Annotated in this window: 19 protein-coding genes and 1 pseudogene; 7 read left to right on the forward strand and 13 right to left on the reverse strand. The window is 65.5% G+C overall.

The genetic code is table 11. The features are described 5' to 3' along the window. Nucleotides 1-23 precede the first annotated feature (23 nt). From panE to JQ586_RS17820, 3 genes are all read right to left on the reverse strand, one after another. Complete coding sequence (panE, locus tag JQ586_RS17810) at nt 24-941, reverse strand: 2-dehydropantoate 2-reductase (RefSeq protein ID WP_212395900.1); 918 nt, start codon at nt 939-941, stop codon at nt 24-26. A gap of 89 nt (nt 942-1030) precedes the next feature. Further along, a complete protein-coding gene (locus JQ586_RS17815; protein ID WP_212395901.1) occupies nt 1031-1636 on the reverse strand; it encodes a 2-hydroxychromene-2-carboxylate isomerase in 606 nt (201 codons plus the stop codon). Between the two features lie 179 nt (nt 1637-1815). Next, a complete protein-coding gene (locus JQ586_RS17820; RefSeq protein WP_212395902.1) occupies nt 1816-2397 on the reverse strand; it encodes a DUF2239 family protein in 582 nt (193 codons plus the stop codon). Between the two features lie 67 nt (nt 2398-2464). Between JQ586_RS17820 and JQ586_RS17825 the strand changes: the two genes are divergently transcribed. Further along, the gene (locus tag JQ586_RS17825; protein ID WP_212395903.1) at nt 2465-3130 is read left to right on the forward strand and encodes a glutathione S-transferase family protein; all 666 of its coding nucleotides are present in this window, start codon (nt 2465-2467) and stop codon (nt 3128-3130) included. Between the two features lie 173 nt (nt 3131-3303). Further along, nucleotides 3304-3639: a GIY-YIG nuclease family protein gene (locus JQ586_RS17830; protein WP_212395904.1), complete on the forward strand. Its 336-nt coding sequence runs from the start codon at nt 3304-3306 to the stop codon at nt 3637-3639. Nucleotides 3640-3763: 124 nt separating this feature from the next. Here JQ586_RS17830 and JQ586_RS17835 read toward each other — a convergent pair whose 3' ends face one another. From JQ586_RS17835 to ggt, 3 genes are all read right to left on the reverse strand, one after another. After that, on the reverse strand, nt 3764-4639 hold the full coding sequence (locus JQ586_RS17835) for an NAD(P)-dependent oxidoreductase (RefSeq protein WP_212395905.1): 876 nt from the start codon (nt 4637-4639) through the stop codon (nt 3764-3766). 69 nt (nt 4640-4708) lie between these two features. After that, entirely contained in the window at nt 4709-6010 is a 1302-nt protein-coding gene (locus tag JQ586_RS17840) for an MFS transporter (protein ID WP_212395906.1), read from the reverse strand. A 117-nt stretch (nt 6011-6127) separates the two neighbouring features. Beyond that, complete coding sequence (ggt, locus tag JQ586_RS17845; protein WP_212395907.1) at nt 6128-7873, reverse strand: gamma-glutamyltransferase; 1746 nt, start codon at nt 7871-7873, stop codon at nt 6128-6130. Between the two features lie 107 nt (nt 7874-7980). On the opposite strand from ggt, the gene JQ586_RS17850 reads away from it, so the two are divergent. Continuing rightward, a complete protein-coding gene (locus JQ586_RS17850) occupies nt 7981-9375 on the forward strand; it encodes an MFS transporter (RefSeq protein ID WP_212395908.1) in 1395 nt (464 codons plus the stop codon). Nucleotides 9376-9463: 88 nt separating this feature from the next. Here the strand turns inward: JQ586_RS17850 and purH are convergent, their stop codons facing one another. From purH to JQ586_RS17865, 3 genes are all read right to left on the reverse strand, one after another. Beyond that, nucleotides 9464-11056, reverse strand: a complete 1593-nt coding sequence (gene purH / locus JQ586_RS17855) for a bifunctional phosphoribosylaminoimidazolecarboxamide formyltransferase/IMP cyclohydrolase (protein ID WP_212395909.1) — start codon at nt 11054-11056, stop codon at nt 9464-9466. A gap of 156 nt (nt 11057-11212) precedes the next feature. Continuing rightward, nucleotides 11213-12901: a heparinase II/III family protein gene (locus JQ586_RS17860; protein WP_212395930.1), complete on the reverse strand. Its 1689-nt coding sequence runs from the start codon at nt 12899-12901 to the stop codon at nt 11213-11215. Between the two features lie 181 nt (nt 12902-13082). Then, nucleotides 13083-14435: an RsmB/NOP family class I SAM-dependent RNA methyltransferase gene (locus tag JQ586_RS17865; protein WP_212395910.1), complete on the reverse strand. Its 1353-nt coding sequence runs from the start codon at nt 14433-14435 to the stop codon at nt 13083-13085. Nucleotides 14436-14610: 175 nt separating this feature from the next. On the opposite strand from JQ586_RS17865, the gene JQ586_RS17870 reads away from it, so the two are divergent. Together JQ586_RS17870 and JQ586_RS17875 are read left to right on the forward strand one after the other, a co-directional pair. Next, nucleotides 14611-14826: a DUF1674 domain-containing protein gene (locus JQ586_RS17870; RefSeq protein ID WP_212395911.1), complete on the forward strand. Its 216-nt coding sequence runs from the start codon at nt 14611-14613 to the stop codon at nt 14824-14826. A 90-nt stretch (nt 14827-14916) separates the two neighbouring features. Continuing rightward, complete coding sequence (locus JQ586_RS17875; RefSeq protein WP_249147718.1) at nt 14917-15474, forward strand: thermonuclease family protein; 558 nt, start codon at nt 14917-14919, stop codon at nt 15472-15474. 59 nt (nt 15475-15533) lie between these two features. Here the strand turns inward: JQ586_RS17875 and JQ586_RS17880 are convergent, their stop codons facing one another. Then, the gene (locus JQ586_RS17880) at nt 15534-16043 is read right to left on the reverse strand and encodes a L,D-transpeptidase (protein ID WP_212395913.1); all 510 of its coding nucleotides are present in this window, start codon (nt 16041-16043) and stop codon (nt 15534-15536) included. A 326-nt stretch (nt 16044-16369) separates the two neighbouring features. Further along, nucleotides 16370-18322, reverse strand: coding sequence for an acetate--CoA ligase (gene acs / locus JQ586_RS17885; protein WP_212395914.1), 1953 nt, complete (start codon nt 18320-18322; stop codon nt 16370-16372). Nucleotides 18323-18694: 372 nt separating this feature from the next. Here acs and JQ586_RS17890 point away from each other — a divergent pair, with 372 nt between their 5' ends. Beyond that, nucleotides 18695-19195, forward strand: a complete 501-nt coding sequence (locus tag JQ586_RS17890; RefSeq protein WP_212395915.1) for a hypothetical protein — start codon at nt 18695-18697, stop codon at nt 19193-19195. Between the two features lie 126 nt (nt 19196-19321). Next, nucleotides 19322-20479, forward strand: a complete 1158-nt coding sequence (locus JQ586_RS17895; RefSeq protein WP_212395916.1) for a DNA topoisomerase IB — start codon at nt 19322-19324, stop codon at nt 20477-20479. A 34-nt stretch (nt 20480-20513) separates the two neighbouring features. Here JQ586_RS17895 and JQ586_RS17900 read toward each other — a convergent pair whose 3' ends face one another. Beyond that, nucleotides 20514-20927: an EVE domain-containing protein gene (locus tag JQ586_RS17900; protein ID WP_212395917.1), complete on the reverse strand. Its 414-nt coding sequence runs from the start codon at nt 20925-20927 to the stop codon at nt 20514-20516. Between the two features lie 101 nt (nt 20928-21028). Next, nucleotides 21029-22142, reverse strand: a pseudogene (locus JQ586_RS17905) (alpha/beta hydrolase). Between the last annotated feature and the right edge of the window lie 51 nt (nt 22143-22193).

Below are 22193 nucleotides of genomic sequence, written 5' to 3' on the forward strand. Positions count from 1 at the left end.
AGCCCGGAGGGACGACAGCGGAGCTACCCCCGCTGCTTTTCATACGCCTTGAGATGCGTATACGCCGTGCGCAGCTTCGGCACCGGGATCTTCGCCGCATCGGCGCGCACGATCAAATCGCCGATCACGTGATCGGCTTCGACCGGCAGGCCTGCCTTGATGTCACGGAACATCGAGGCGGTCATCGGCGAGCCTTCGGTGGTGAGCATCCCGCGGGTACGCTGGAAGAACGGGCCGCCGGGCGAGTGACCGGCGTCCGCTGCGATCGCACTGCATTCATCGAGGATGCCGAGCAGGAAATCCTTGCCGCCGGGCGCGGCGAGGATGTTGCCGACCGAGGTTCGCATCAGGCTCGTCGACGCGGCGAGCGAGGCCAGGAACACCCATTTCTCCCACATGTCCTGCATGATGTGATCACTGGCGGCCGCGCCGTTGATCGCGGAGAAAGTGTCCGCGATCGCGCGCACCCGGTCGGAGAGTCCGCCGGTCCGCTCGCCGAAGCCGAGCGACTGCATCGGCTGAAGCTGCACCACCTCGCGCGCATCGTTCAGTGTCGCCGCGATGGCGCAGAGCCCGCCGAGCACGTGCGCGGCGCCGAACTTCCTGTCGAGCGTGTCGAGGTGCAGCATGCCGTTGAGCAGCGGGATGATCGCGGTCTTGTCGCCGACCGCCGGTGCAAAGGACCTGATCGCGTCCTCGAGATCGAATGCCTTGCAGCTCAGCAACACGACGTCGAACTTGTCCGACAGCTTGTCGGCCTGCACGGCCGGCGGGTTCTTCAGCGTGACGTCGCCGTTCGGGCTCTTGATCACGAGGCCGGCCGACGCCAGCTCGGAGCCGCGGCGGGGCCGCACCAGGAAGGTGATGTCGCGGCCGGCCTGAAGCATCCGGCCGCCGAAATAACCGCCGATCGCGCCGGCACCGACCACGAGAACGCGCATGGGAGTTGGTCCTTCTTTGTTGCTTTGAGAGGAATTGCTGAATCGGGAGTGGCGATTGACAAGCTAGTGCGCCATTCGCAATCCGCCACTCACTTCCCCGAGACCATTTCCTCGACCTCGCGCAGCTGCTCCTTGCCGAAGAAGATCTCGTTGCCGACGAAGAAGGTCGGCGAGCCGAACGCGCCGCGCTCGACGGCGGACTGGGTGTAAGCCACCAGCTTGGCCTTCACGTCCGGGTCCTGCGCGCGGGCGAACAGCTTTGCGGCGTCGAGGCCGGATGAGGCGATCGCCTTCCCGGCCACCTCGGGATCGTCCATCTTTTTCGGCTCGACCCACATATGGTGGAAAGCGGCCTCGATGTATTTCTCGAACACGCCCTCGAGCTGGGCCGCGACTGCCGCGCGCATCAGGTTCAGCGTGTTGACCGGGAAGAACGGGTTCCAGGTGTAGGGCTTGACGTTGAAGCGCTTGAGAAAGCGCTCGGTCTCGATCTTCTGGAACTCCGGCTTGTTCTTGACGCCCGCGAGCGTCTCGGCCGGTGACTTGTTGTTCGTAGCCTTGAAGATGCCGCCGAGCAGAATCGGGACATATTCGAACCTGACTCCGGTGCGCTGCTCGATCGCCGGGATCGCCTGATGGCTGAGGAAGGCGTTGGGGCTGCCGAAATCGAACAGGAATTGCGGATTTGGGCTCATGGACGTCTCTCCCCTCGGCGATCTCAGCATGGGCCTGCTACTGCAGGCGCCACGGGTAGAATATGATACTCATCATGTGAGCCGAAGCGCACGATGTCAAATCAGGCGCCTGGATCGCGCACCGGAGCGTTTTCGAGCGACGCGGACGCCGGTTCGCGTGAAGAAAACGCCTCAAAAAACTAGTCCGCCTGATCGCCATAGGCGAGCTTCATCGCATGATCGCGGATGTCGGCCGGCCAGTCCGCGATCAGGGTCGCAAAGCGCCGCCGGTCATGCGCGAACAGTGCGCGGATCGCATCCTCGTAATGCGGCCGGTTGCCGGCCATCGTGGTCATGAAGCGGTAGGCGGCATCCTGGGAGAGGCGGGTGCGATCCCTGTCGCCGCTGGAGCGCCGTGCCTCGTCGACCAGCTTGCGGATCGCAACCGACGCGCCGCCCTTCTGCTGCGCCAGCCAGTCCCAATGCCGCGGCAGCAGGGTGATCTCGCGCGCCACGACGCCGAGCCGGGGCCGGCCCGGTCCGCGCGGCGCCGGCGGTGCATCCGCGTCGGCCGGCCTCTCCGGCTTGGGCAGGCGCGCCAGCACGTCGTCGATCGAGCCGCGGAAATCGATATCGACCAATGTCGAGGTCTGGTCGTTGAACACCAGGATCGCAGCGTCCTTGCTTCTGTCGAGCAGCTGCTTGGCGGCGCGGGCAACCTCAGCGAGGCTCCCTGCGGCGATGCGGCGGTCGCCCTCGAAGGCGAGATAGGCGGGGTTCATTGCAGACTTCTCCGTTTGCTCGATATATTGCCCGGCCGCTCAAATCCGCGACACACCAGGGGACGCTATGCTCACTGTTCATCACCTCAATAATTCCCGCTCGCAGCGCGTGCTGTGGCTGCTCGAGGAATTGGGCGTGCCTTACGAGATCGTGCGTTATCAGCGGCAGCCCGATATGCGCGCGCCGAAGGATCTGCTCGCGATCCATCCGCTCGGCAAGTCGCCCGTGATCACCGACAACGGCAACACGATCGCGGAATCCGGTGCGATTCTCGAATACATCATCGGGACCTACGGCAATGGCCGGCTGATCCCGCCGGCCGATACGCCGGAGCGGCTGCGCTACACCTATTGGCTGCACTATGCCGAGGGCTCGGCGATGACACCGCTTCTGCTGAAGCTGTTGTTCACGCTGATGCCGAAGCGCGCGCCGGCGCTGCTGCGGCCGCTGGTGCGCAAGGTGTCGAACCAGGCGCTCACCGCGCTGGTCAATCCGCAGCTCAAGCAGCACATGGCCTATTGGGAAGGCGAGCTCGGCAAGAGCGAGTGGTTCGCCGGCAGTGACTTCACCGGCGCCGACATCCAGATGAGCTTCCCGCTCGAGGCCGCCGCGGCACGAGGCGGGCTCGAGGACGGCCATCCGAAATGCGTCGCGTTCCTCGCACGCATCCATGCGCGCCCGGCCTATGCGCGGGCGCTGGAGAAGGGCGGGCCCTACCAGGTCGGACGGTAAAGGCGTTTGGGCAACGGCGCGTCCGGCACCCCAAGTGGGCTCCAAGGTCGATTCCGGGTTGCAAGGGGGGTTCACGGTCGGTCGCTCGGCTCGTTGGGCGACATTTTTTTACCCGGGTTTAATTGCTTTGTCAATAACACCCGGATATAAATGGCTCGACCCGAGGAGCCACGATGAGGACCGAGACCCGAAAGCTTGCCATCGCCGACTACAAGAAGCGCGCCAGCGTCGCCGGGGTGTTCGCCATCCGCTGCCGCGCCAGCGGCGAGGTCTGGGTTGGGCAGGCGCTCGATCTCGACAAGATCCGGAATCGCATCTGGTTCACGCTGCGCATGGGAAATCACCGGGCGATCGAGTTGCAGCAGTCGTGGTCGACGCACGGCGAGGAGAGCTTCGCGCTCGAGACGCTCGAGCGCATCGAGGATGAGGAGCTCGCCTACCTGCGCGATGCGCTGCTCAAGGAGCGCGTGCAGCACTGGCGCGCCCAGCTGAATGCGGCGGCGGTCTAGAGCGCGACGAGATCAGGTTGAATCGTCATCCCGCTCCAGCTTCCTGTTTGAGCATGGTCTCCGCGCAAACGCGTTCCGTGTTTGTCGCGAGGGACAACCGCTTCACACTTTTCCGGATCGTCCTTTAGCGCGACGGCAGCGGCTGCACGGTGACGCCGGGCGGCGGCACGTCGTCGTCGGGCACGAAGAAGTCCGACACCAGCGGCACCGTATTGTCGACCCGATAGTGCTCGAGATCGCGTACGCCGTTGGCGTAGAGCACCTTGTCGTCGATGCAGAAGTTCCCGGTGAATTCGCGCGACGGCCGCGTGAAGATCGCATAGGCCGCATCGCCCATGATGTCGGGCGTGCGGCTCGCGCGCATCATCGCATCGCCGCCGAGCAGGTTGCCGACCGCGGCGGTCGCGATCGTGGTGCGCGGCCACAGCGCGTTGACAGCAACGCCGGCGGATCTCAATTCACCGGAAAGCCCGAGCACGCACATGCTCATGCCGAACTTCGCCATGGTGTACGCGGTCGAGTGCTCGAACCATTTCGCCCTCATGTCGAGCGGCGGCGACAGCATCAGGATGTGCGGATTCTGTGCCTTCTTCAGATGCGGGATGCAATATTTCGATACCATGAAGGTGCCGCGGGTGTTGATGCCCATCATCAGGTCGTACCGCTTCATGTCGGTCGCCTGCGAGGTGGTGAGGCTGATGGCGCTGGCATTGTTGACGCAGATATCGATCCCGCCGAATGCAGCGACGGTCTGGTCGATCGCCGCCATCACCTGGGCCTCATCGCGGATATCGCAGATCACGGGGAGCGCCTGGCCGCCGGCGGCGCGCACCTCGTCGGCCGCGGTGTAGATGGTGCCCTTCAGCTTCGGATGCGGTTCGGTCGTCTTGGCCGCAATCGCGACATTGGCCCCGTCACGCGCGGCCCGAAGCGCGATCGCTAGCCCAATGCCGCGGCTCGCACCCGAAATGAACAACGTCTTGGCTTTGAGGGATGTCATGGCCCGAACCTCCAGTCAGGGACGTACTCCGGGTGGCGAGGCAAGGCGGAGCAAGCGTTCGTCCATCACCTAACCATCCGCATGCAGCACGCGCCCGCGCGTCTCCGGCAGCGCATAGGCGGCGAGGAAGAACACGCCGTAGGCCGCCACGGCGAAGATCGCGATCGCATTTGCAAGCGTGGTGGTCGTCGAAAGCGCGCCGACCAGATACGGAAACAGCGCGCCGACGCCGCGGCCGAAATTGTAGCAGAAGCCCTGGCCGGAGCCGCGCAGCCGGGTCGGATAGAGCTCGGTGAGGAACGCGCCCATGCCGGAGAAATAGCCGGATGCGAAGAAGCCGAGCGGGAAGCCCAGCACCCACAGTACCTCGTTGGACAGCGGCAGCTGGGTGTAGAGCAGCACGATCGCGATGGCGCCGAGCGAGAAGATCAGGAACAGGTTGCGTCGCCCGATGCGGTCGGCGAGCCAGGCGCCGACCAAATAGCCGATGAACGAGCCGATGATCAGGGTGGCGAGATAGCCGGTCGAGCCGACCACCGACAGCTTGCGTTCTGTGGTGAGGAAGCGCGGCACCCAGAACGTGACGGCGTAATAGCCGCCCTGCATGCCGGTGCCGACGAGGGAGGCCAGCAGCGTGGTCTTCAGGATCGGCCCATGGAAGATCTCCCACAGCGCGGCGGGTCCGACTCCGGAGGCTCGCTGCGTTGCCAATGTCGCGGCCGAGATCTCGGGCTCGGTGACGTAGCGGCGAAGATAGAACACCAGCAGCGCCGGCAGCGCGCCGATCACGAACATCCAGCGCCACGCGCTCTCCGCCGGAAGGACCGAGAACAGCACCGCCTGCGCCAGCACGGCAAGGCCCCAGCCGATCGCCCAGCCCGACTGCACCGAGCCGACGGCGCGTCCCCGGTATTGCGGCCGGATGGCTTCGCCCATCAGCACGGCGCCTGCGGCCCATTCACCGCCGAAGCCGAGGCCCAGCAGCGCGCGGGCGATCAGGAGCTGATCGAAATTCTGCACGACGGCGCAGATCAGCGAGAACAGGGAGAACCAGAGGATGGTGAACTGCAACGTCCTTACCCGCCCGATGCGGTCGGAGAGGTAGCCGCCGAGCCAGCCGCCGACGGCCGATGACAGCAGTGTCACGGTGCCCGCGAGCCCCGCGGTGCCGGCGTCGACCTTCCACAGCGCAATGATGCTGCCGATCACCAGCGGATAGATCATGAAATCCATGCCGTCGAGCGCCCAACCCGCGCCGCAGGCCCAGAAGGTGCGCCGCTCCTGAACATTCATGTCGCGATAGAAGGCGAGGAGACTGGTGTCCTCGATCGCGGCGACCTCGATCGTCGGCTTGGATTCGGCCGTGCTCATGCGTATCCCCGGAAAGTTGTTGCCGGTCATTTTGAAACCCGCGGCCGGGCTTGCGCGGAGGCTGGCAATTTACCGCGATGCCGCAGGGTGGGCAAAGGCGCAATTGCGGCGGTCGGTTCACTGCCCCGACGCTTCGGACCCGCGCGTGCGCGGGTCGGGCGCGCCGAGAAGGCCGTTCGGCGTCACCAGGATCGAGTTGGCCGAGGAGTAGCCGAGCGGCTCGACCAGCGTGTGGCCCCTGGCCTTCAGCTCGGCCAGCACGTCGTCGGGAAAGCCGCGCTCGATCCGGACCTCGTCGGGCAGCCATTGATGATGGATCCGCGGTGCTGCCACCGCGGCGGCGATGTCCATCTTGTAGTCGATCACATCGACGATGATCTGGGTCACCGCTGATATGATGCGGCTGCCGCCCGGCGTGCCAGTCACCAGCAACGGCTTGCCGTCCTTCAGCACGATGGTCGGCGCCATCGACGACAGCGGGCGCTTGCCCGGCCCGGGCAGATTGGCCTCGAAGCCGACCAGGCCGAAGGCATTGGAGGCGCCGGGGGCGGCGGTGAAATCGTCGAGCTCGTTGTTGAGCAGCACGCCGGTGCCTTCGGCGACGAGGCCGAGCCCATAGGGGAAGTTGAGCGTGTAGGTATTGCTGACCGCATTGCCCCTGGAATCGACGACGGAATAATGCGTGGTGTTGCTGCCCTCGCGCGGCTGCCGGCCGCCCTGCACATCGGTCCACGGCGTGGCGCGGGCGAGATCGATCGTGGCACGCTGTTTCGCCGCGTAGTCCTTGTCGGTCAGCAATTGTGTCGGTGCGTCGACGAAGGCGGGATCGCCGAGATAGCGTGCGCGATCGGCATAGGCGCGTTTCATCGCCTCGATCATGACATGCAGCGAGGCGGCCGAGCCCTGCTTCATGTCGGGCATCGGAAACCCTTCGAGCATGTTCAGGATCTCCAGCAGCACGATTCCGCCGGAGGAGGGCTGCGGCATCGAGACGATGTCATAACCGCGATAGCTGCCTCGCACCGGTGTGCGGATCACGGCATGATAGGATCTCAGATCGTCGGGGCTGATGATCCCGCCGGCGGTCCTGATGCCGCTGACGAGCTTCTCGGCGACCGCGCCTTGGTAGAAGCCGCCCGCACCTTGCTCGGCAATCGCCGACAGCGTCGCCGCAAGGTCGCCCTGGATCAGGCGATCGCCCTCGTGCAGCGGCGTGCCGTCGGCATGCGAAAAGGTCTTGGCCGAATTCGGCCAGCGCGACATCCGGCGATACATGTCGGGCAGCGTGTCCGCCGTGTCGTCGGTGACGACAAAGCCGCCGCGCGCCAGATCGATCGCGGGCTTGAGGATCTGCGCCAGCGTGAAATTGCCGGAGCCATATTTCTCGAGCGCCAGCGATAGCCCCGCGACCGTGCCGGGCACGCCGATGCCGAGCGCGGAGTTGCGCGACTTGTCGGGATCGGGCTTGCCGTCGGCGCCGAGGAACATGTCGCGCGTTGCGGCCTGCGGCGCGGTCTCGCGGTAGTCGATCGCGACATCCGCGTTATCGGCGGCAAGATGAATCACCATGAAGCCGCCGCCGCCGATATTTCCAGCGCGCGGATAGGTCACCGCCATCGCAAAACCGGTGGCGACCGCCGCGTCGACCGCATTGCCGCCCTGCCGCAGGATGTCGGCGCCGATCTGCGCGGCAAGCTTCTCCTGCGCCACCACCATGCCGTATTCGGCCGGAACGCTGTGGATCGCGTCGGCGGCCGGCGGCGTGTAGAAGTGGCGCTGCTCCTGGCCGAACACCGGCGCGACGAGAGCGATCGCCAGCAAAGCTGCAAACACCCGTCGCGAGATCACTGCAGAACGTGTCATCGAACCCCCGCCGCATGTGACATGCGCAAAACCGGCCCATGCTATATGGGAACGGATCGGCGGGGCAAAACGCCCGCTCGTTGCGCGGTGTGAGGATTATTTTGGCGATGACGGCAACGCTACCGACGGCTGCGGACGACGCGAAGACCTATCCGGGACGCGCCGCGGTCATCAGCTGGATTTTTTTCGACTGGGCCGCGCAGCCTTACTTCACGCTGATCACGACCTTCGTGTTTGCGCCTTATTTCGCAAGCTTCGTCGCGTCGGATCCGGCGAGCGGGCAGGCGCTGTGGGGTTTTGCCACGGCCGCCGCGGGGCTCGCGATCGCGCTCCTGTCACCCGTGCTGGGCGCGATCGCCGATGCCAGCGGCCGCCGCAAGCCGTGGATCGCCGGCTTTGGCGTGCTGCTCGTGATCGGAGCCAGCGCGATGTGGATCGGCAAACCCGGAAATCCCGACGTGATTCCTGGACTGTTGCTCGCCTATGCGATTGCGAGCGTCGGTGTCGAATTCGCAACCGTCTTCAACAATGCGATGATGCCGACACTCGTGCCGCCGGACCGGATCGGTCGGCTATCAGGCACCGGCTGGGCCACCGGCTATGTCGGCGGTATCCTGAGCCTCGTGCTGGTGCTCGGCTTCCTCGCCGCCAACGCCGAGACCGGCCGCACGCTGTTCGGCTTCACCCCGCTGTTTGGCCTCGATCCAGCCACGCATGAGGGCGACCGCATCACCGGGCCGCTGACCGGGATTTGGTTCATCATCTTCGTGGCGCCGATGTTCCTGTTCACGCCGGACTATCCGGCTAGGCATAGGTTGCGCGATGCGCTCGGCGAAGGCCTGCGCGAATTGCGTCGATCACTCGCGAGCCTGCCGAAGCAGAAGTCGATCGCGCGCTTCCTGCTCGCGAACATGATCTATACCGACGGACTGGTCTCGCTGTTCGCCTTCGGCGGCATCTATGCCGCGGGAACGTTCGGCTGGGATACGATCCGCATCGGCACATTCGGGATCATCCTGGCGATTGCCGGCACGTTCGGCGGCTGGCTCGGCGGCAAGCTCGACGATGCGCTCGGGCCGAAGCGCGTGATCACCGGGAGCCTGCTGATCCTGCTGTTTGCGATCGTCGTGATCCTCACCGTGAACAAGGATTCCATCCTGTTCGTGCCGGTCGCGCCGCCGGTTCCGGGAGGACCGCTGTTCGCCGGCGCGGCCGAGCGCGCTTACATCGTGCTGGGCTGCCTGATCGGCGCCACCGGCGCCCCGCTGCAAGCCGCCTCGCGCTCGCTTCTGATCCGGCTGGCGCCGAAGGATCGCATCGCGCAGTATTTCGGCCTGTTTGCACTCACCGGGAAGGTGACGTCGTTCATCGGCCCGCTGCTGATCGGCGCGATCACCGCCGCGACCGCGAGCCAGAAGGCCGGCATGGCGGTGCTGGTGGTGTTTTTCGTGCTGGGGTTGGTGTTGCTGGGGAAGGTGCGCGAGCGATCGGCCGACGTGTAGCCCGGATGGAGCGAAGCGCGATCCGGGTCTTGTGCAGGCGGAGGTCTGTCCCGGATTTCGCTGCGCTCCATCCGGGCTACCGATCAGATCAGTGCCGGAAATGCCTGACGCCGGTGAACACCATGGCGATACCGTGCTCGTCGGCGGCCTTGATCACCTCGTCATCGCGCATCGAGCCGCCGGGCTGGATCACCGCGGTGGCGCCAGCTTCGATGCAGGCGAGCATGCCGTCGGCGAACGGGAAGAACGCGTCTGAGGCGACCACCGAACCCTTCGTGAGCGGCTCCGCCAGCTTCAGTTCGGCTGCGGCATCCTGTGCCTTGCGTGCAGCGATGCGCGCGGAATCGACCCGGCTCATCTGGCCGGCGCCGATGCCGACGGTGGCGAGATCCTTGGCGTAGATGATGGTGTTGGACTTCACATGCTTGGCGACGCGGAAGGCGAATTTGAGATCGCGCAGTTCGGCGTCCGTCGGCGCGCGTTTGGTCGCGACCTTGATGTTCATGTCCTCGACCACGGCATTGTCGCGGCTCTGCACCAGAAGGCCGCCGGCCACCGTCTTGGCGGTGAGGCCGACCGCGCGCGGGTTCGGCAGGCCGCCCGCCAGCAGCAGGCGCAGGTTACGCCGCCCGGCGATGATCGCGATCGCCTCTTCGGTGGCATCGGGCGCGATGATCACCTCGGTGAAGATGCCGATGATGGCGCGGGCGGCATCCGCATCGAGCGTGCGGTTGACCGCGATGATGCCGCCATAGGCCGACGTCGAATCGCAGGCGAGTGCCCGGGCGTAGGCGGTGGCGAGATCCGGACCTTCGGCGACGCCGCAGGGATTGGCGTGCTTGATGATGGCGCAGGCCGCGGTGCGCTTCGGATCGAACTCGCTGACGCATTCGTAGGCCGCGTCGGTGTCGTTGATGTTGTTGTAGGACAGTTCCTTGCCCTGGAGTTGCCGCGCGGTGGCAACGCCCGGCCGCTTTTCTGGGGAGGCGTAGAACGCCGCGGTCTGGTGCGGGTTCTCGCCATAGCGCAGCGACTGGATCAGTCTGCCGCCGAAGGCCCGGAAGTCCGGCGCCCTGGTGTCGAGCTGTGCGGCGAACCAGTTCGAGATCGCCGCGTCATAGGCCGCGGTGCGCGCATAGGCCTTGGCGGCGAGCCGGCGGCGCAGGCCGAGCGAGGTCGCGCCCTTGTGCGCGGCGAGTTCCTCGAGCACGGCCTGGTAGTCGTTGGCCTCGACCACGACGGCGACGTCGTCATGGTTCTTCGCAGCGGCGCGGATCATCGCCGGGCCGCCGATGTCGATGTTTTCGATGCACTCCTCGAAACCGGCGCCTTTGTCGACGGTGGCCTCGAACGGATAGAGGTTGACGACCAGGAGATCGATCGGCGCGATGCCGTGCGAGGCCATCGCCGCCGCATGCTCCCTGTTGTCGCGGATCGCGAGCAGGCCGCCATGCACCTTCGGATGCAGCGTCTTGACCCGGCCGTCCATCATCTCCGGGAACCCGGTGAGCTCGGAGACGTCCTTGACCTTGAGCCCGGCCGCGGCGATCGCCTTCGCAGTTCCGCCGGTCGAGACCAGCTCGACGCCATGATCGGAAAGGGCCTTGGCGAAATCGATCAGTCCGGTTTTGTCGGAAACGGACAACAGAGCGCGGGCCACGCGGCGAAGCTGTTCGGTCATATGGGGAATTCCCTGGCTGTTAAGGCAGCCGGGTAGCATGGTTTGGTGCGGCATGAAACCGGTTCCCGGGCCCGATTCCCCGGAATCTGTCCCGTCACCTTGAGGCTCGCTCCGCTCGCACCTCAGGATGACGGGACCGAGAGTCGGCCCGCAGTCCTACAGCGGCAGTTCCGGCTCGCGCCGGGCGTTGCGCCGGGCCGTGGTGGCCGAGGCCGAGGTCGAGGAGCGGACGAAGCTCCAGCGCACCGAGGAAGCCTGCCTTGCGTCCTGCCGGATCACGATCTGGGAGGTACGGCGCGGGCCGTCATTGCCGGCCAGGAACACGCTGTCCTCGAGGTCGACCTTGTCGTCGACAGCCTCAAAGGTCCAGACATCGCGGTTGGGCAGCACCAGCATCACGCCGCGTGCGTCGGACAGCCGGCTCGCCTTCACCGACGGATGCAAATGGAAGCGCAGAACAAAATCGGCATCGCCCTTGATGCGGCCGCCGGGCGCGGGCGACGGCGAGTCCGCGCCTTCCAGGCGGGTGCCGTCCTGCGAGATCATCAGCACGCGGCGATGGATGATGCCGAAGCGGGAGAGATAGCCGTCGTGCGAGGTGGTGAGCATGTCACCGTCGGGGATCGCCTCACGATGGCTTTCGACCTTGCCGGGCCCGCTGGTGATCGGCGCGCCGCGCAGCAGCCGCTTCATCGCCGAGAGCTCGACGAACTGGCACGACGAGGCCTCGTGATAGGTCAGCGTCGAATGCGCCGCGGTCGTGCGGGCGAACGGCCGCCAGTTGTCGCGTCCGGTGCTCGGCATGCCGCAATTGACGACGATGCGGTTCACGCCGGAGGAGAACTCGAACGACAGCGAGCCGGCATGCGCGTCCTGGCTGACGCTCGGCGGCGGCGGCGGACCGGTGTCGATGATCACCGTGCTGGCGCCGGCGTCAATCCGCTGGAAGCCGGTATGGGGCATGTTCGCCATCGGCACGCCGTGGGTGTCGTCATAGGCGAGCAGCGTCGCGACGAGGTCGGAGGGCGCGGTCGACATGCCGTTGAACAGCGCAAAGCTGCCGTCGCCGTGACGGAAGAAGCGCAGCATCGGCATCATGCGGTCGATCGCATTCAGCAGCGCGGGCGGCGGCGGGATGTTTCGTGCGGCAAAGGTCTGCCGCAGCGGCAGCAGATCGCTGAGCAGCTCGACCAGCGCGCCGGGATTGCGCGAGATGTGGCCGCCGTCGGGCAGGATCTGGCGTTGCAATTCGTCGGACAGTTTTCGCGAGGTCGTCTTGATGTTGCGCGCCTGGTTGGCAAGGCAGAGCGAGGCGTAGCACAGTGCGATCAGCACCTGCAGGCGTGGAACGCCGTCATTGTCGAGCGTGGAGTAGCGCAGGTAACGGATCTCGCGCCCCAGCCCGCGCAGGTATTTGCGGTAGAATTTGCCGTCGGTGTCTCCGAGCACCAGCGGCGCCTGCGACAACAGCGAGATCACGCGCCGCGCACGCACATCGGCCCGATGTTCCAGCGGCCGCTTGCGCGCCTGGTTCGAGATCCAGTCGTCGACGAGCGAGCGCGCATTGGCGCGGGTCAGGGCGGTGTCGGCGGCGCGCAGGTGACGAAGCCAGCCGAAGCCGAGCAACGCGGCCTCCCAATCCTCCGACGGCGGCTCGAGATCGAAGATCGAGCGGCCGTGGCAGGTGACGATCTTTCCGGCGAACACGAATCGGCCGGCATAGATCTCGGCGGCGCGGGTGGCGTCGGCGGTTCGAAGGTCGTGCGGGGCGATGATCAGCCGGTCGGCACGGCCGGGCCACAGCCGCGACAGCGCAACGGTGCCGCCGCTGGCGCGTGCGACCATGCTGCGCGCGAAGCGGCCAGCGATCAGCGTCGAGATGCGTCTGCTTCGGGCGACCGACACGCCTAACCTTGTGGGGAGGAGAAGTTCAACGAATCCTTATTTAATCCGGAAACGCGGCCAAGACACCCTCTTGAAACCCAGCGAATCAGCCGGAGTTTGAAATTCAAGTGTAAAATCAGGACTAACCGGCGGATTTGACCAGCCTTGCGGCGTAAAATCCGTCCAGGCCGCCCAGCCGCGGGTCGGCGTGGGGCAGATGGCAGGGCAGGGTACGCAAATCGCCGTCCGCCGTGATGATCTCCTCGAGGCCCGCGACCTCGTCCTTCTCAACCGGCACGCGCTTGAGGCCCGGTTCGTCGGCCAGCAGCGCCGATATCGCCTGCTCGCCTTCCTCGGGCTCCAGCGAGCAGGTGCAGTAGACCAGCGTGCCGCCGGGCTTCAGCAGCGCGACGGCCCTTTGCAGCAGCCGCTTCTGCAGCCCCGACAGGGCCGCGATGTCGGCTTCCTGCCGCAGCCAGGCGACATCAGGATGTCGGCGGATGGTCCCGGTCGAGGTGCAGGGAGCATCGACCAGGATGCCATCAAATCCTTCGGTTGCGCCCGGCCATTCGGCTGAGTCGGTCACGACGCTTTCGGCTTGCAGCGCAAGGCGGGTGAGGTTGTCGCGCAGCCGGGCCATCCGTGCCGGCGACCGGTCGACGGCGGTGACGCGTGCACCCGCGAGCGCAAGCTGCGCGGTCTTGCCGCCGGGCGCGGCGCAGAGGTCGGCGATCGCCTTGTCCTTGACGTCGCCGAACAGCCGGGTGGGCAGCGCGGCGGCGGCGTCCTGCACCCACCACTGGCCTTCGGCGAAGCCGGGCAGCATCGTCACCGAGCCCTGCAGCAGTGTCCGCACGGTTCCCGTCGGCAGCGTTTCCCCATGCAGGCGGCTCGCCCATTGCGGCGCGTCCGCCTTCACGGTGAGATCGAGCGACGGTTCGTGGCCGAGGGCAAGCGCCATGTCGCGCGCGGTCTCCTCGCCATAATGCGCGGTCCAGCGCGCCAGCATCCAGGGCGGCAGATCAAGGGTTTGCAGCTTGACCTCATCGATCAAGCCCTGGCCCTCGCGCGCGCAGCGGCGCAGCACGGCATTGACGAGGCCGGCATATTTGGCGGCGCGCCGGTCCGACTGCACCAGCCGCACCGAGAGATCGACCGCGGCATGATCCGGCACGTCCATCCAGAGGATCTGCGCGGCGCCGATCAACAGCGCGCTTTGCGCGCGCGGCGCGTCGGTGGGGACGCCCCGGTCGAGCAGGCGGGACAGCAGATGGCCGAGCGTGCCGAGACGGCGCAGGATGGTCGACACCAGCCGGCGCATCAGCGCGCGGTCGCGGTCGGCGAGCGATTTCAGGCCGGGATGGGCGCTGGCGCCATCGAGCTGGTCGTCGAGCGTGCGATGCTTGTGCAGCACGCCGTCGAGAATGTCGGCCGCGATCCGGCGCGCTGCGAGACCGGGCACTTCTGAGGGAACTGCAAATCTTGAAGGAGGCATGAAGCGGGGTTATCTCGAAAGGTGCTGAGTTACATTCGGCGCTCATGCCCTGACTGGAAACACCTCTGGCATGTGAATATGCCAAATGTAAGAATCGCCAGGCGCGATTTTGCGATCGTGATGCCGCCGCTGCGCCGACATCAATCTACGAGACACGCAGCCGGAAGGTTTTGCCATGTCGGATAACATCTCTGGGAAATCGCCGGCGGAACCTGCGCCGCGCAAGCCGCTGACACCGGCCGCGCAGCGCGCGCTTGCCGAGGCCGAGGCGCGCCGCAAGGCTGCCGAGGCTGACGTCGAGGCGCGGCCGAAGGAATATCAGGGGCCGAAAGGCCCGGAACCGACGCGCTACGGCGACTGGGAAACCAAAGGCATAGCCTCGGATTTCTGAGGCACTTGCCTGCGTGGCCCGACTCGGGCGTACTCCGCGAAGATGTCTCCTTACGAGAGAGCAAACGTTCGTCGTCCACCACGACGGCAGATGTTCGCCCGCGCGCCGTTCGGTCTGTCATCCCAGGGACGTCGGACGCTGCCCTGGCTGTTCATTCTCGCCGTCGCGATCGGCGCCATGCTGCCGATCCGGCAGTGGGCGCCTTGGGGGCTGCCGTACGCCTTCGACCGATGGTCTCGAGATACCGATACGATCCTGAGGCAAGCCGGCGCGCCTGAAATCAGGCATCCGGTCGACGTCATCAGGACGATCGACGGCGACACCTTCGTCGCGCGAGTGCATCTGCCGGCAGGCCCCGACCTGACCACGCGCGTGCGCTTGCGCGGCATCGACGCGCCGGAGCTGAAGGCGGCCTGTCCGCAGGAGCTGCAAATGGCCGAGGCCGCGACATCAGCGCTGCGCGAGGTGCTCGGCCAGGGCGATGTCGCGATCTACCATGTCGGTCCCGACAAATATCAGGGACGCATCGTCGCTGATGTCGGAACCAGGACAACCGACAACGTATCGGCCGCGATGCTCGCTGCCGGCCACGCGCGACCCTACAATGGCGGTCATCGCCTGGGCTGGTGCGCCAACGTCACGCGCTGATGCGGCCGGCAAAAAAGCCGCGCGGCTGCGCGGCTTTCAAGACGCTTCCGAGGGAGAGATCAGCGGGTCACGACCACGGTCGTGCCGACCGAGACGCGCTGGTAGAGGTCGGTGATGTCGGTGTTCAGCATGCGGATGCAGCCATAGGACACGAAGCCGCCGACCGAACCAGGCATGTTGGTGCCGTGGATCGCGTATTCGCCGCCGGCCAGCGTCATCGCGGCCACGCCCATCGGATTGCGCGGCGAGCCACCGGGGATCACGTCGGGCATGTTGGGCTTGTCGTGCTTCACCTCGGCAGGCGGCGACCAGGCCGGGTTGCGATACTTGCCGTCGATCTGTGTGGTGCCGGCCCACTGCTTGCCGGCCCTGCCTACTCCGACCGGGTACCGCATCGCGTGGCCGGAATCGAGGATCAGATAGAGCCGCCGTTCATTGGTCTTCACCACGATGGTGCCGGGCGAGTAGTTCTCCGCGTGGATGCCGATCAATTCCGGCCGGGCCTCGGCGGCCTGCGATGTCAAAACACCAGCCCCGATGGCCAACGCCACCGCAATCTTCAACGACATCAATCTTCTCCACTGCCCAACGGCCCCCTCGCGAGGGCTTCAAAACGAAGGTGCACGCCCGGAAAAAGCCGGGCCTGCCGGTCTCACGCAATGTTAACCGCGCGGCTTAACCGGATGGTTTCCACGCTGGCCGGAGACACGCCCTGATGGAGGGAAGAAAGAAAATGTTCGGATCAAAGTAAATGACTTGAAAACAACACCGGGCCCGCAAACGCGCCGCGGAGCCGCCCCGTCTCTGACAATCCCGTGACCGGCCAGCCGGTGAAAAGCGAGGGCCGCGGCGTTGATCGCGCGCGGCCCTGCATCTGCTCGATGTAGCGAGCGCTCTAGGCCGGCGCGCCCTTCTTGTTCTGGCGGTTGTCGACGAGATCGTCGACCACGGCGGGATCAGCCAGGGTCGAGGTGTCGCCGAGGCTCGACGGCTCGTCCTCGGCGATCTTGCGCAGGATGCGGCGCATGATCTTGCCGGAACGGGTCTTCGGCAGGCCGGGAGCGAACTGGATCAGATCGGGCGAGGCGATCGGGCCGATGTCCTTGCGGACCCAGGCGACCAGCTCCTTGCGCAGCGCCTCGGTCGGCTCGGTGCCTTTCATCAGGGTGACATAGGCGTAGATGCCCTGGCCCTTGATGTCGTGGGGATAGCCGACCACCGCCGCCTCCGAGACTGCCTCGTGCGCGACCAGCGAGCTCTCGACCTCGGCGGTACCCATGCGATGGCCGGAGACGTTGATGACGTCGTCGACGCGGCCGGTGATCCAGTAGTAGCCGTCGGCGTCGCGGCGGCAGCCGTCGCCGGTGAAGTACTTGTTCTTGTAGGTCGAGAAATAGGTCTGCTCGAAGCGGGCATGGTCGCCATAGACCGTGCGCATCTGGCCCGGCCATGATTTGGCGATGCACAGATTGCCCTCGGTCGCGCCGTCCAGAGTCTTGCCCTCGGCGTCGACGATCTCGGGTACCACGCCGAAGAACGGCCGCGTCGCCGAGCCCGGCTTGAGTTTGGTCGCGCCGGGCAGCGGCGTGATCAGGATGCCGCCGGTCTCGGTCTGCCACCAGGTGTCGACGATCGGGCAGCGGTCGTCGCCGACCACGCGGTGGTACCACTCCCAGGCTTCCGGGTTGATCGGCTCGCCGACCGAGCCGAGCAGCCTCAGCGACTTGCGCGAGGTCTTCTTCACCGGGTCGTCGCCGGACTGCATCAGCGCGCGGATCGCGGTCGGCGCAGTGTAGAAGATGTTGACCTTGTGCTTGTCGATGACGTTCCAGAACCGCGAGTTGTCCGGATAGTTCGGCACGCCCTCGAACATCAGCGTGGTCGCGCCGTTACAGAGCGGCCCATAGAGGATGTAGCTGTGGCCGGTGACCCAGCCGACGTCGGCGGTGCACCAGTAGATGTCGCCGTCGTGATAGTCGAAGACGTATTGATGCGTCATCGACGCGAACACGAGATAGCCGGCGGACGTGTGCAGCACGCCCTTCGGCGTTCCGGTCGAGCCAGAGGTGTAGAGGATGAACAGCGGATCCTCTGCATTCATCGGTTCGCACGGGCAGTCCGTGGTCACCATCGCCGCGGCCTCGTGATACCAGAGGTCGCGCGTCGGGTTCATGTCGATCTTGCCACCGGTGCGCTTGACCACCACGACCCAGTCGACGCCGCCGGTCTTGGCAATGGCCGCGTCGACATTGGCCTTCAGCGGCACCTTCTTGCCGCCGCGCAGGCCTTCATCGGCGGTAATGACCACCTTCGAATCGCAGTCCTTGATGCGCTGGGCGAGGCTGTCGGGCGAGAAGCCGCCGAACACCACCGAGTGGATGGCGCCGATCCGCGCGCAGGCCAGCATCGCGTAGGCGGCTTCCGGAATCATCGGCAGATAGATCGTGACCCGGTCGCCCTTCTTGACGTTTCGCGTGCGCAGGATGTTGGCCATCTTGCACACTTCGTCATGCAGCTGCCGGTAGGTGATGTGCCTTGACTCGGAGGGATCGTCGCCCTCCCAGATGATCGCGGTCTGGTCGCCGCGCTTGTCGAGATGACGGTCGATGCAGTTCCAGGCGACGTTCAGCTCGCCGTCCTCGAACCATTTGATCGAGATGTTGCCGGGCGCGTAGGAAACGTTCTCGACCTTGGTGAAGGGCTTGATCCAGCCGACCCGCTTGCCATGCTCGGCCCAGAAGCCGTTGGGGTCCTTGACCGAGTGCGCGTACATCTCGCGATATTTGGCGTCATCGACATAGGCGCGCTTGGCCCAGTCGGCCGACACGTCATAGATCTTCTCGGACATCATTTCCTCCACTCATTGCCGATCGCAAACAACGCGGCGGCAAGCCGTCTTGCGCATTTATCGGCGATTATGCGTTGCCGCATTCCGGCCCGGCAAGGGAAAAGGACTGCTACGTTTGTCGCGCAGGAGTCATCGGGCGCGGCCCGTCGGCCTTTACCGATGACAAGACGGCTTGCCGCAACGCATCGACCTGGAGAAACCTATGCTCCATCGTCTGCTCCGGGTCACTGGTCTCTTGGTCGTAGTGATGCCGCTGACGGCGACGCTCGCGCGGGTCCGGACGACTGCTCCAGCTCCATCGCCGGAAAGCCGTGGCGGCTGCGCGGGAATTGGTGGCGACCCCCGCATCTCGCCGACCAGTTCAGGACTCTGATGCCGTCGATCATGAAGAGCCTCAAACCTGCCATCGCTCAGGGCCGCAGTGACATCGAGCGCGACCACGACGCGCCGACGCCGCTGTCGCCCGACGGATTCCAGGCCCGTTTCGATGAACTGTCGGAGGTGGTCGCGATCATCGATGCCAACCAGTTCGTGCCCGACGATCCGGGCAGGCTGATCGCGTTCCCACAAGCGCCGGGTCGGGCAGAAATTCCAGGAGAAGACGCCGGCCTTGACGGAACAACCGGTGCCGGCCGGCCACGAGGTTCGGCCAGCCGGTGGCGGCGGACATGCGGCAGCAGACGATCAAGGAACTTCGCGAGAAAGGACACGAGTTCTGACCCGGTTAAGATTGGTCGGGGCCGTGATCGTGACGTCCGGGCCGCCCCGAAGGGCTTCGCCGGTCCTCAAATTTCCGGCAGCGAAGCAGGCTGTCATCAACGTTATCGGACGAATGGCACCTATGAAAGGTATTTAGAAACCTTTAACGAGTGATTCGCGACTCGCAATGTCGGCCGGGACCCCCTAAATGGCCAAGCCGAGGCCGGGCGGCCCGACCGGAACGAAGCCGCAAGAAACGGCATTACCGGAAGAACAGGTAGGACAAGGCGTCTGACGACGATGACGGATCAGCAGAATATCGTGGCTGTGCGGCCCGTTTCCGCCGATCCTGCCGTCGCTTTGGCGAAGGCGCTGGGTCAGTGGCCGAAGCAGCCCCCTTCCAAGCCAAAATTTCTTGCGTCCGCCGCCCCGAAGACCTCGGTCGAAGATCTTGCGCGTGATCTGGGCCTGCGGCTCGGCGACCAGAACGAGCTGACCATCCGTCGCATCAAGCGCGGCAAGAACTATTCATTCGTTCGCGCCAACGGTTCGCGCATCCGCGATGCCCGTACCATCCGCCGGCTGCACGCGATGGCGGTGCCGCCGGCCTATCGCCAGGTGCGTTATTCCAGCGATCCGAGCTCGCATCTGCAGGCGGTCGGTCGTGATGCCGCCGGGCGGCTGCAATACCGCTATCATGCCGATTGGGAAAAGGTCCGCGAGCAGCGCAAGGCGCATCGCCTTGCCAAGCTCGTCGCCGCGCTGCCGAAGATCCGGCGAAAGGTCTCGGCCTATCTGTCGGAGGAGCAGCCGACCCGCGAATTCGCGCTGTCGGCGGTGATCGAACTGATCGCGCGCACCGCGATCCGTCCCGGCAATGAATCCTATGCCCGTCTCAACGGAACCCGCGGCGCCACCACGCTGCTGAAGTCCAACGTCACGCTGGAAGACGACAGCCTGGTGCTGACCTTCAAGGCCAAGGGCGGCAAGGCCGTCCGCAAGGAGTGCGACGCGGCCAAGCTGGTACGCGCGATCGGCATTCTGCGCACCGTGCCGGGCAAGCGCATGTTCCAGTATTACGACCGCTCGGGCATCGTTCGATCAGCCTCGACCACTGCAGTGAACGCATTTCTGCGCGAGATCGCCGGCATCAAGATCTCGCTGAAGGATTTCCGAACCCTGATGGCATCGGCGGTCGTCGTCGAATCGTTGTCGCGGATCACGCCGGCCACCAGCCATCGCGGCCGCAAGCGCCAGGTGCTGGAGGCGATCCGCGCCGCCGCCGACCAGCTCTCCAACACGCCGGCGATCTGCCGCAAGAGCTACGTCCACGACACCATCGTCACCGCCTTCGAGGACGGCATCCTCGAACGCTTCGCGGCAACGATGGGCGGCTACCGCACCCAGTCAAAACGGGAGCAGTTGCTGGCGCAGGTGGTGATGGCGGCGGGGGCGTAAGTTGTAGCCGTCCCCGGCCTTCGCCGGGACGACATCATAACCCGCCCATCTTGCAGACGTACTTCCATTCCTCCGCGGTCACCGGCTGTACCGAGAGGCGCGAAAATTTCACCAGGGCCATGTCGGCGAGCTTCTTGTCGGCCTTGATTGCGGCCATCGACACCGGCGTCTTCAACGGCTTGTCGGCCTTGATGTCGACGCAGACGAACTTGCCGGTCTTGTCGGTCGGGTCGGGATAGGCCTCCTTGACGATCTCGGCGATGCCGACGATCTCCTTGCCCTCGTTGGAATGATAGAAGAATGCCTTGTCGCCCTTCTTCATGTTGACGAGATTCTGCCGCGCCGTGAAGTTACGCACGCCGGTCCAGGCTTCGCCCTTCGCTCCCTTGGCGACCTGCTGATCCCACGACCAGACGGTCGGCTCGGATTTCACCAGCCAGTATTGCATCGCAGCTCACCCCGTTCCTGCACGTCCATTGCGCGGCGATGTTACAGGCAGGCAGATGCCCGCGACAAGCGCGGGCGTCGCCGCGGCATTGGCGAACAACCTTATTGCTTCAGATACCTGTCGAAGAATTTGGCGATGTCGGTGAAGGCTTCCCTGGTCTCTGGCGCATCGACATTGGCCTCGTACTGTGCGTGCGACTGTCCTTCATAGACATTGAGATCGGCGATCACGCCGGCGCGGCGCAACTTGCGATGCGTGCGAACCGTGTTGCTGAGGAACAGGTCGCGTGTGCCCGTCGTCAAAATCGTCGGAGGGAAGCCCCTGAAGTCGCCGTAGATCGGCGAGATGTAAGGGTTCCTGAGGCTCGTGCCGTTTGCATAGAGTTTTGCTGCGCGGCCGAGCCAGCCGTCCCACGTCACCAGCTGGTTGTCGATCCACTCATTGCTCGCGTAGCTGTCGCCGATCTTGTCAATGTCCGACCATGGTGTGCCCGGCGCGATGGCGGCCGGCAGCGGCAGCTTCTCATCTCTTGCCCGCAACACCATCGCGAGCGTCATCGCCCCGCCGGTCGAGGTGCCGAAGATCGCAAGCCTGTGCCGTTCGTGCGACTTCAGCACCTCCTTCCAGACCGCCATCGCATCGTCCATCGCCGCGGGATAGGGGAAGTCCGGTGGCATCCGATAGTCGACCGAAATCACCTTGAAGCCGCCGAAGCCCGCCATCATGATCGCCTCCGGCAGGGCCGCCTCGCCGGGGCCGAACACGTAGCCGCCGCCATGAACGTGGATCAGCAGGCGCCGCCGATTCTCGAGCGGCATCTTGCTCGGCGTGACGATAAAGCAGTGCACGCCGGCGATCCTGGTCTGCTCGACCTTGACGCCGAGCTTCGCCTTCATCGCCGGCAGATTTGCGATCGCGAGCTTGGCGCGGCGATCGATCAATTCCTTCCATTCCGCCGGCGATCTTCGGATCGGCATTGAAGTGCGGCGGATAGGGCGCGCCGATGATCGCCTGCATCTCGGGAGACACGTCATCGGCAGGATTCCCGATCGACTTCGGCGGGGCGACCCGCTTGCCAGCCTGGGAATTGGCCACCGCCTCGCCCCGGGCGAGTTCGTCATAGGGGACGGCCGTCTGCGCGCGGACCGCGGCCGACGAAGCGGCGATGGCGAATGCGAGGCTGAACGAGAGGACGGCGCGATGCGGTTGACGCATATTTTCTCCTTTGGGATCCGTTTCTCGCGAGACCGGGATCCGGCGGTGCGC

This window comes from Bradyrhizobium jicamae (assembly GCF_018130215.1).
Taxonomy (GTDB): Bacteria; Pseudomonadota; Alphaproteobacteria; order Rhizobiales; family Xanthobacteraceae; genus Bradyrhizobium; species Bradyrhizobium jicamae_A.

What these genes read in the sequence shown, in the direction of transcription:
- ggt (WP_212395907.1), bottom strand. Translation starts at nt 7,873, where the DNA reads ATGACACGTTCTGCAGTGATCTCGCGACGGGTGTTTGCAGCTTTGCTG.
- JQ586_RS17880 (WP_212395913.1), bottom strand. Translation starts at nt 16,043, where the DNA reads ATGTCGTTGAAGATTGCGGTGGCGTTGGCCATCGGGGCTGGTGTTTTG.
- JQ586_RS17860 (WP_212395930.1), bottom strand. Translation starts at nt 12,901, where the DNA reads ATGGTCGCACGCGCCAGCGGCGGCACCGTTGCGCTGTCGCGGCTGTGG.
- JQ586_RS17815 (WP_212395901.1), bottom strand. Translation starts at nt 1,636, where the DNA reads ATGAGCCCAAATCCGCAATTCCTGTTCGATTTCGGCAGCCCCAACGCC.
- JQ586_RS17835 (WP_212395905.1), bottom strand. Translation starts at nt 4,639, where the DNA reads ATGACATCCCTCAAAGCCAAGACGTTGTTCATTTCGGGTGCGAGCCGC.
- purH (WP_212395909.1), bottom strand. Translation starts at nt 11,056, where the DNA reads ATGACCGAACAGCTTCGCCGCGTGGCCCGCGCTCTGTTGTCCGTTTCC.
- acs (WP_212395914.1), bottom strand. Translation starts at nt 18,322, where the DNA reads ATGTCCGAGAAGATCTATGACGTGTCGGCCGACTGGGCCAAGCGCGCC.
- JQ586_RS17850 (WP_212395908.1), top strand. Translation starts at nt 7,981, where the DNA reads ATGACGGCAACGCTACCGACGGCTGCGGACGACGCGAAGACCTATCCG.
- JQ586_RS17890 (WP_212395915.1), top strand. Translation starts at nt 18,695, where the DNA reads ATGCCGTCGATCATGAAGAGCCTCAAACCTGCCATCGCTCAGGGCCGC.
- JQ586_RS17870 (WP_212395911.1), top strand. Translation starts at nt 14,611, where the DNA reads ATGTCGGATAACATCTCTGGGAAATCGCCGGCGGAACCTGCGCCGCGC.
- JQ586_RS17820 (WP_212395902.1), bottom strand. Translation starts at nt 2,397, where the DNA reads ATGAACCCCGCCTATCTCGCCTTCGAGGGCGACCGCCGCATCGCCGCA.
- JQ586_RS17840 (WP_212395906.1), bottom strand. Translation starts at nt 6,010, where the DNA reads ATGAGCACGGCCGAATCCAAGCCGACGATCGAGGTCGCCGCGATCGAG.
- JQ586_RS17900 (WP_212395917.1), bottom strand. Translation starts at nt 20,927, where the DNA reads ATGCAATACTGGCTGGTGAAATCCGAGCCGACCGTCTGGTCGTGGGAT.
- JQ586_RS17825 (WP_212395903.1), top strand. Translation starts at nt 2,465, where the DNA reads ATGCTCACTGTTCATCACCTCAATAATTCCCGCTCGCAGCGCGTGCTG.
- JQ586_RS17895 (WP_212395916.1), top strand. Translation starts at nt 19,322, where the DNA reads ATGACGGATCAGCAGAATATCGTGGCTGTGCGGCCCGTTTCCGCCGAT.
- JQ586_RS17830 (WP_212395904.1), top strand. Translation starts at nt 3,304, where the DNA reads ATGAGGACCGAGACCCGAAAGCTTGCCATCGCCGACTACAAGAAGCGC.
- JQ586_RS17875 (WP_249147718.1), top strand. Translation starts at nt 14,917, where the DNA reads ATGTTCGCCCGCGCGCCGTTCGGTCTGTCATCCCAGGGACGTCGGACG.
- JQ586_RS17865 (WP_212395910.1), bottom strand. Translation starts at nt 14,435, where the DNA reads ATGCCTCCTTCAAGATTTGCAGTTCCCTCAGAAGTGCCCGGTCTCGCA.
- panE (WP_212395900.1), bottom strand. Translation starts at nt 941, where the DNA reads ATGCGCGTTCTCGTGGTCGGTGCCGGCGCGATCGGCGGTTATTTCGGC.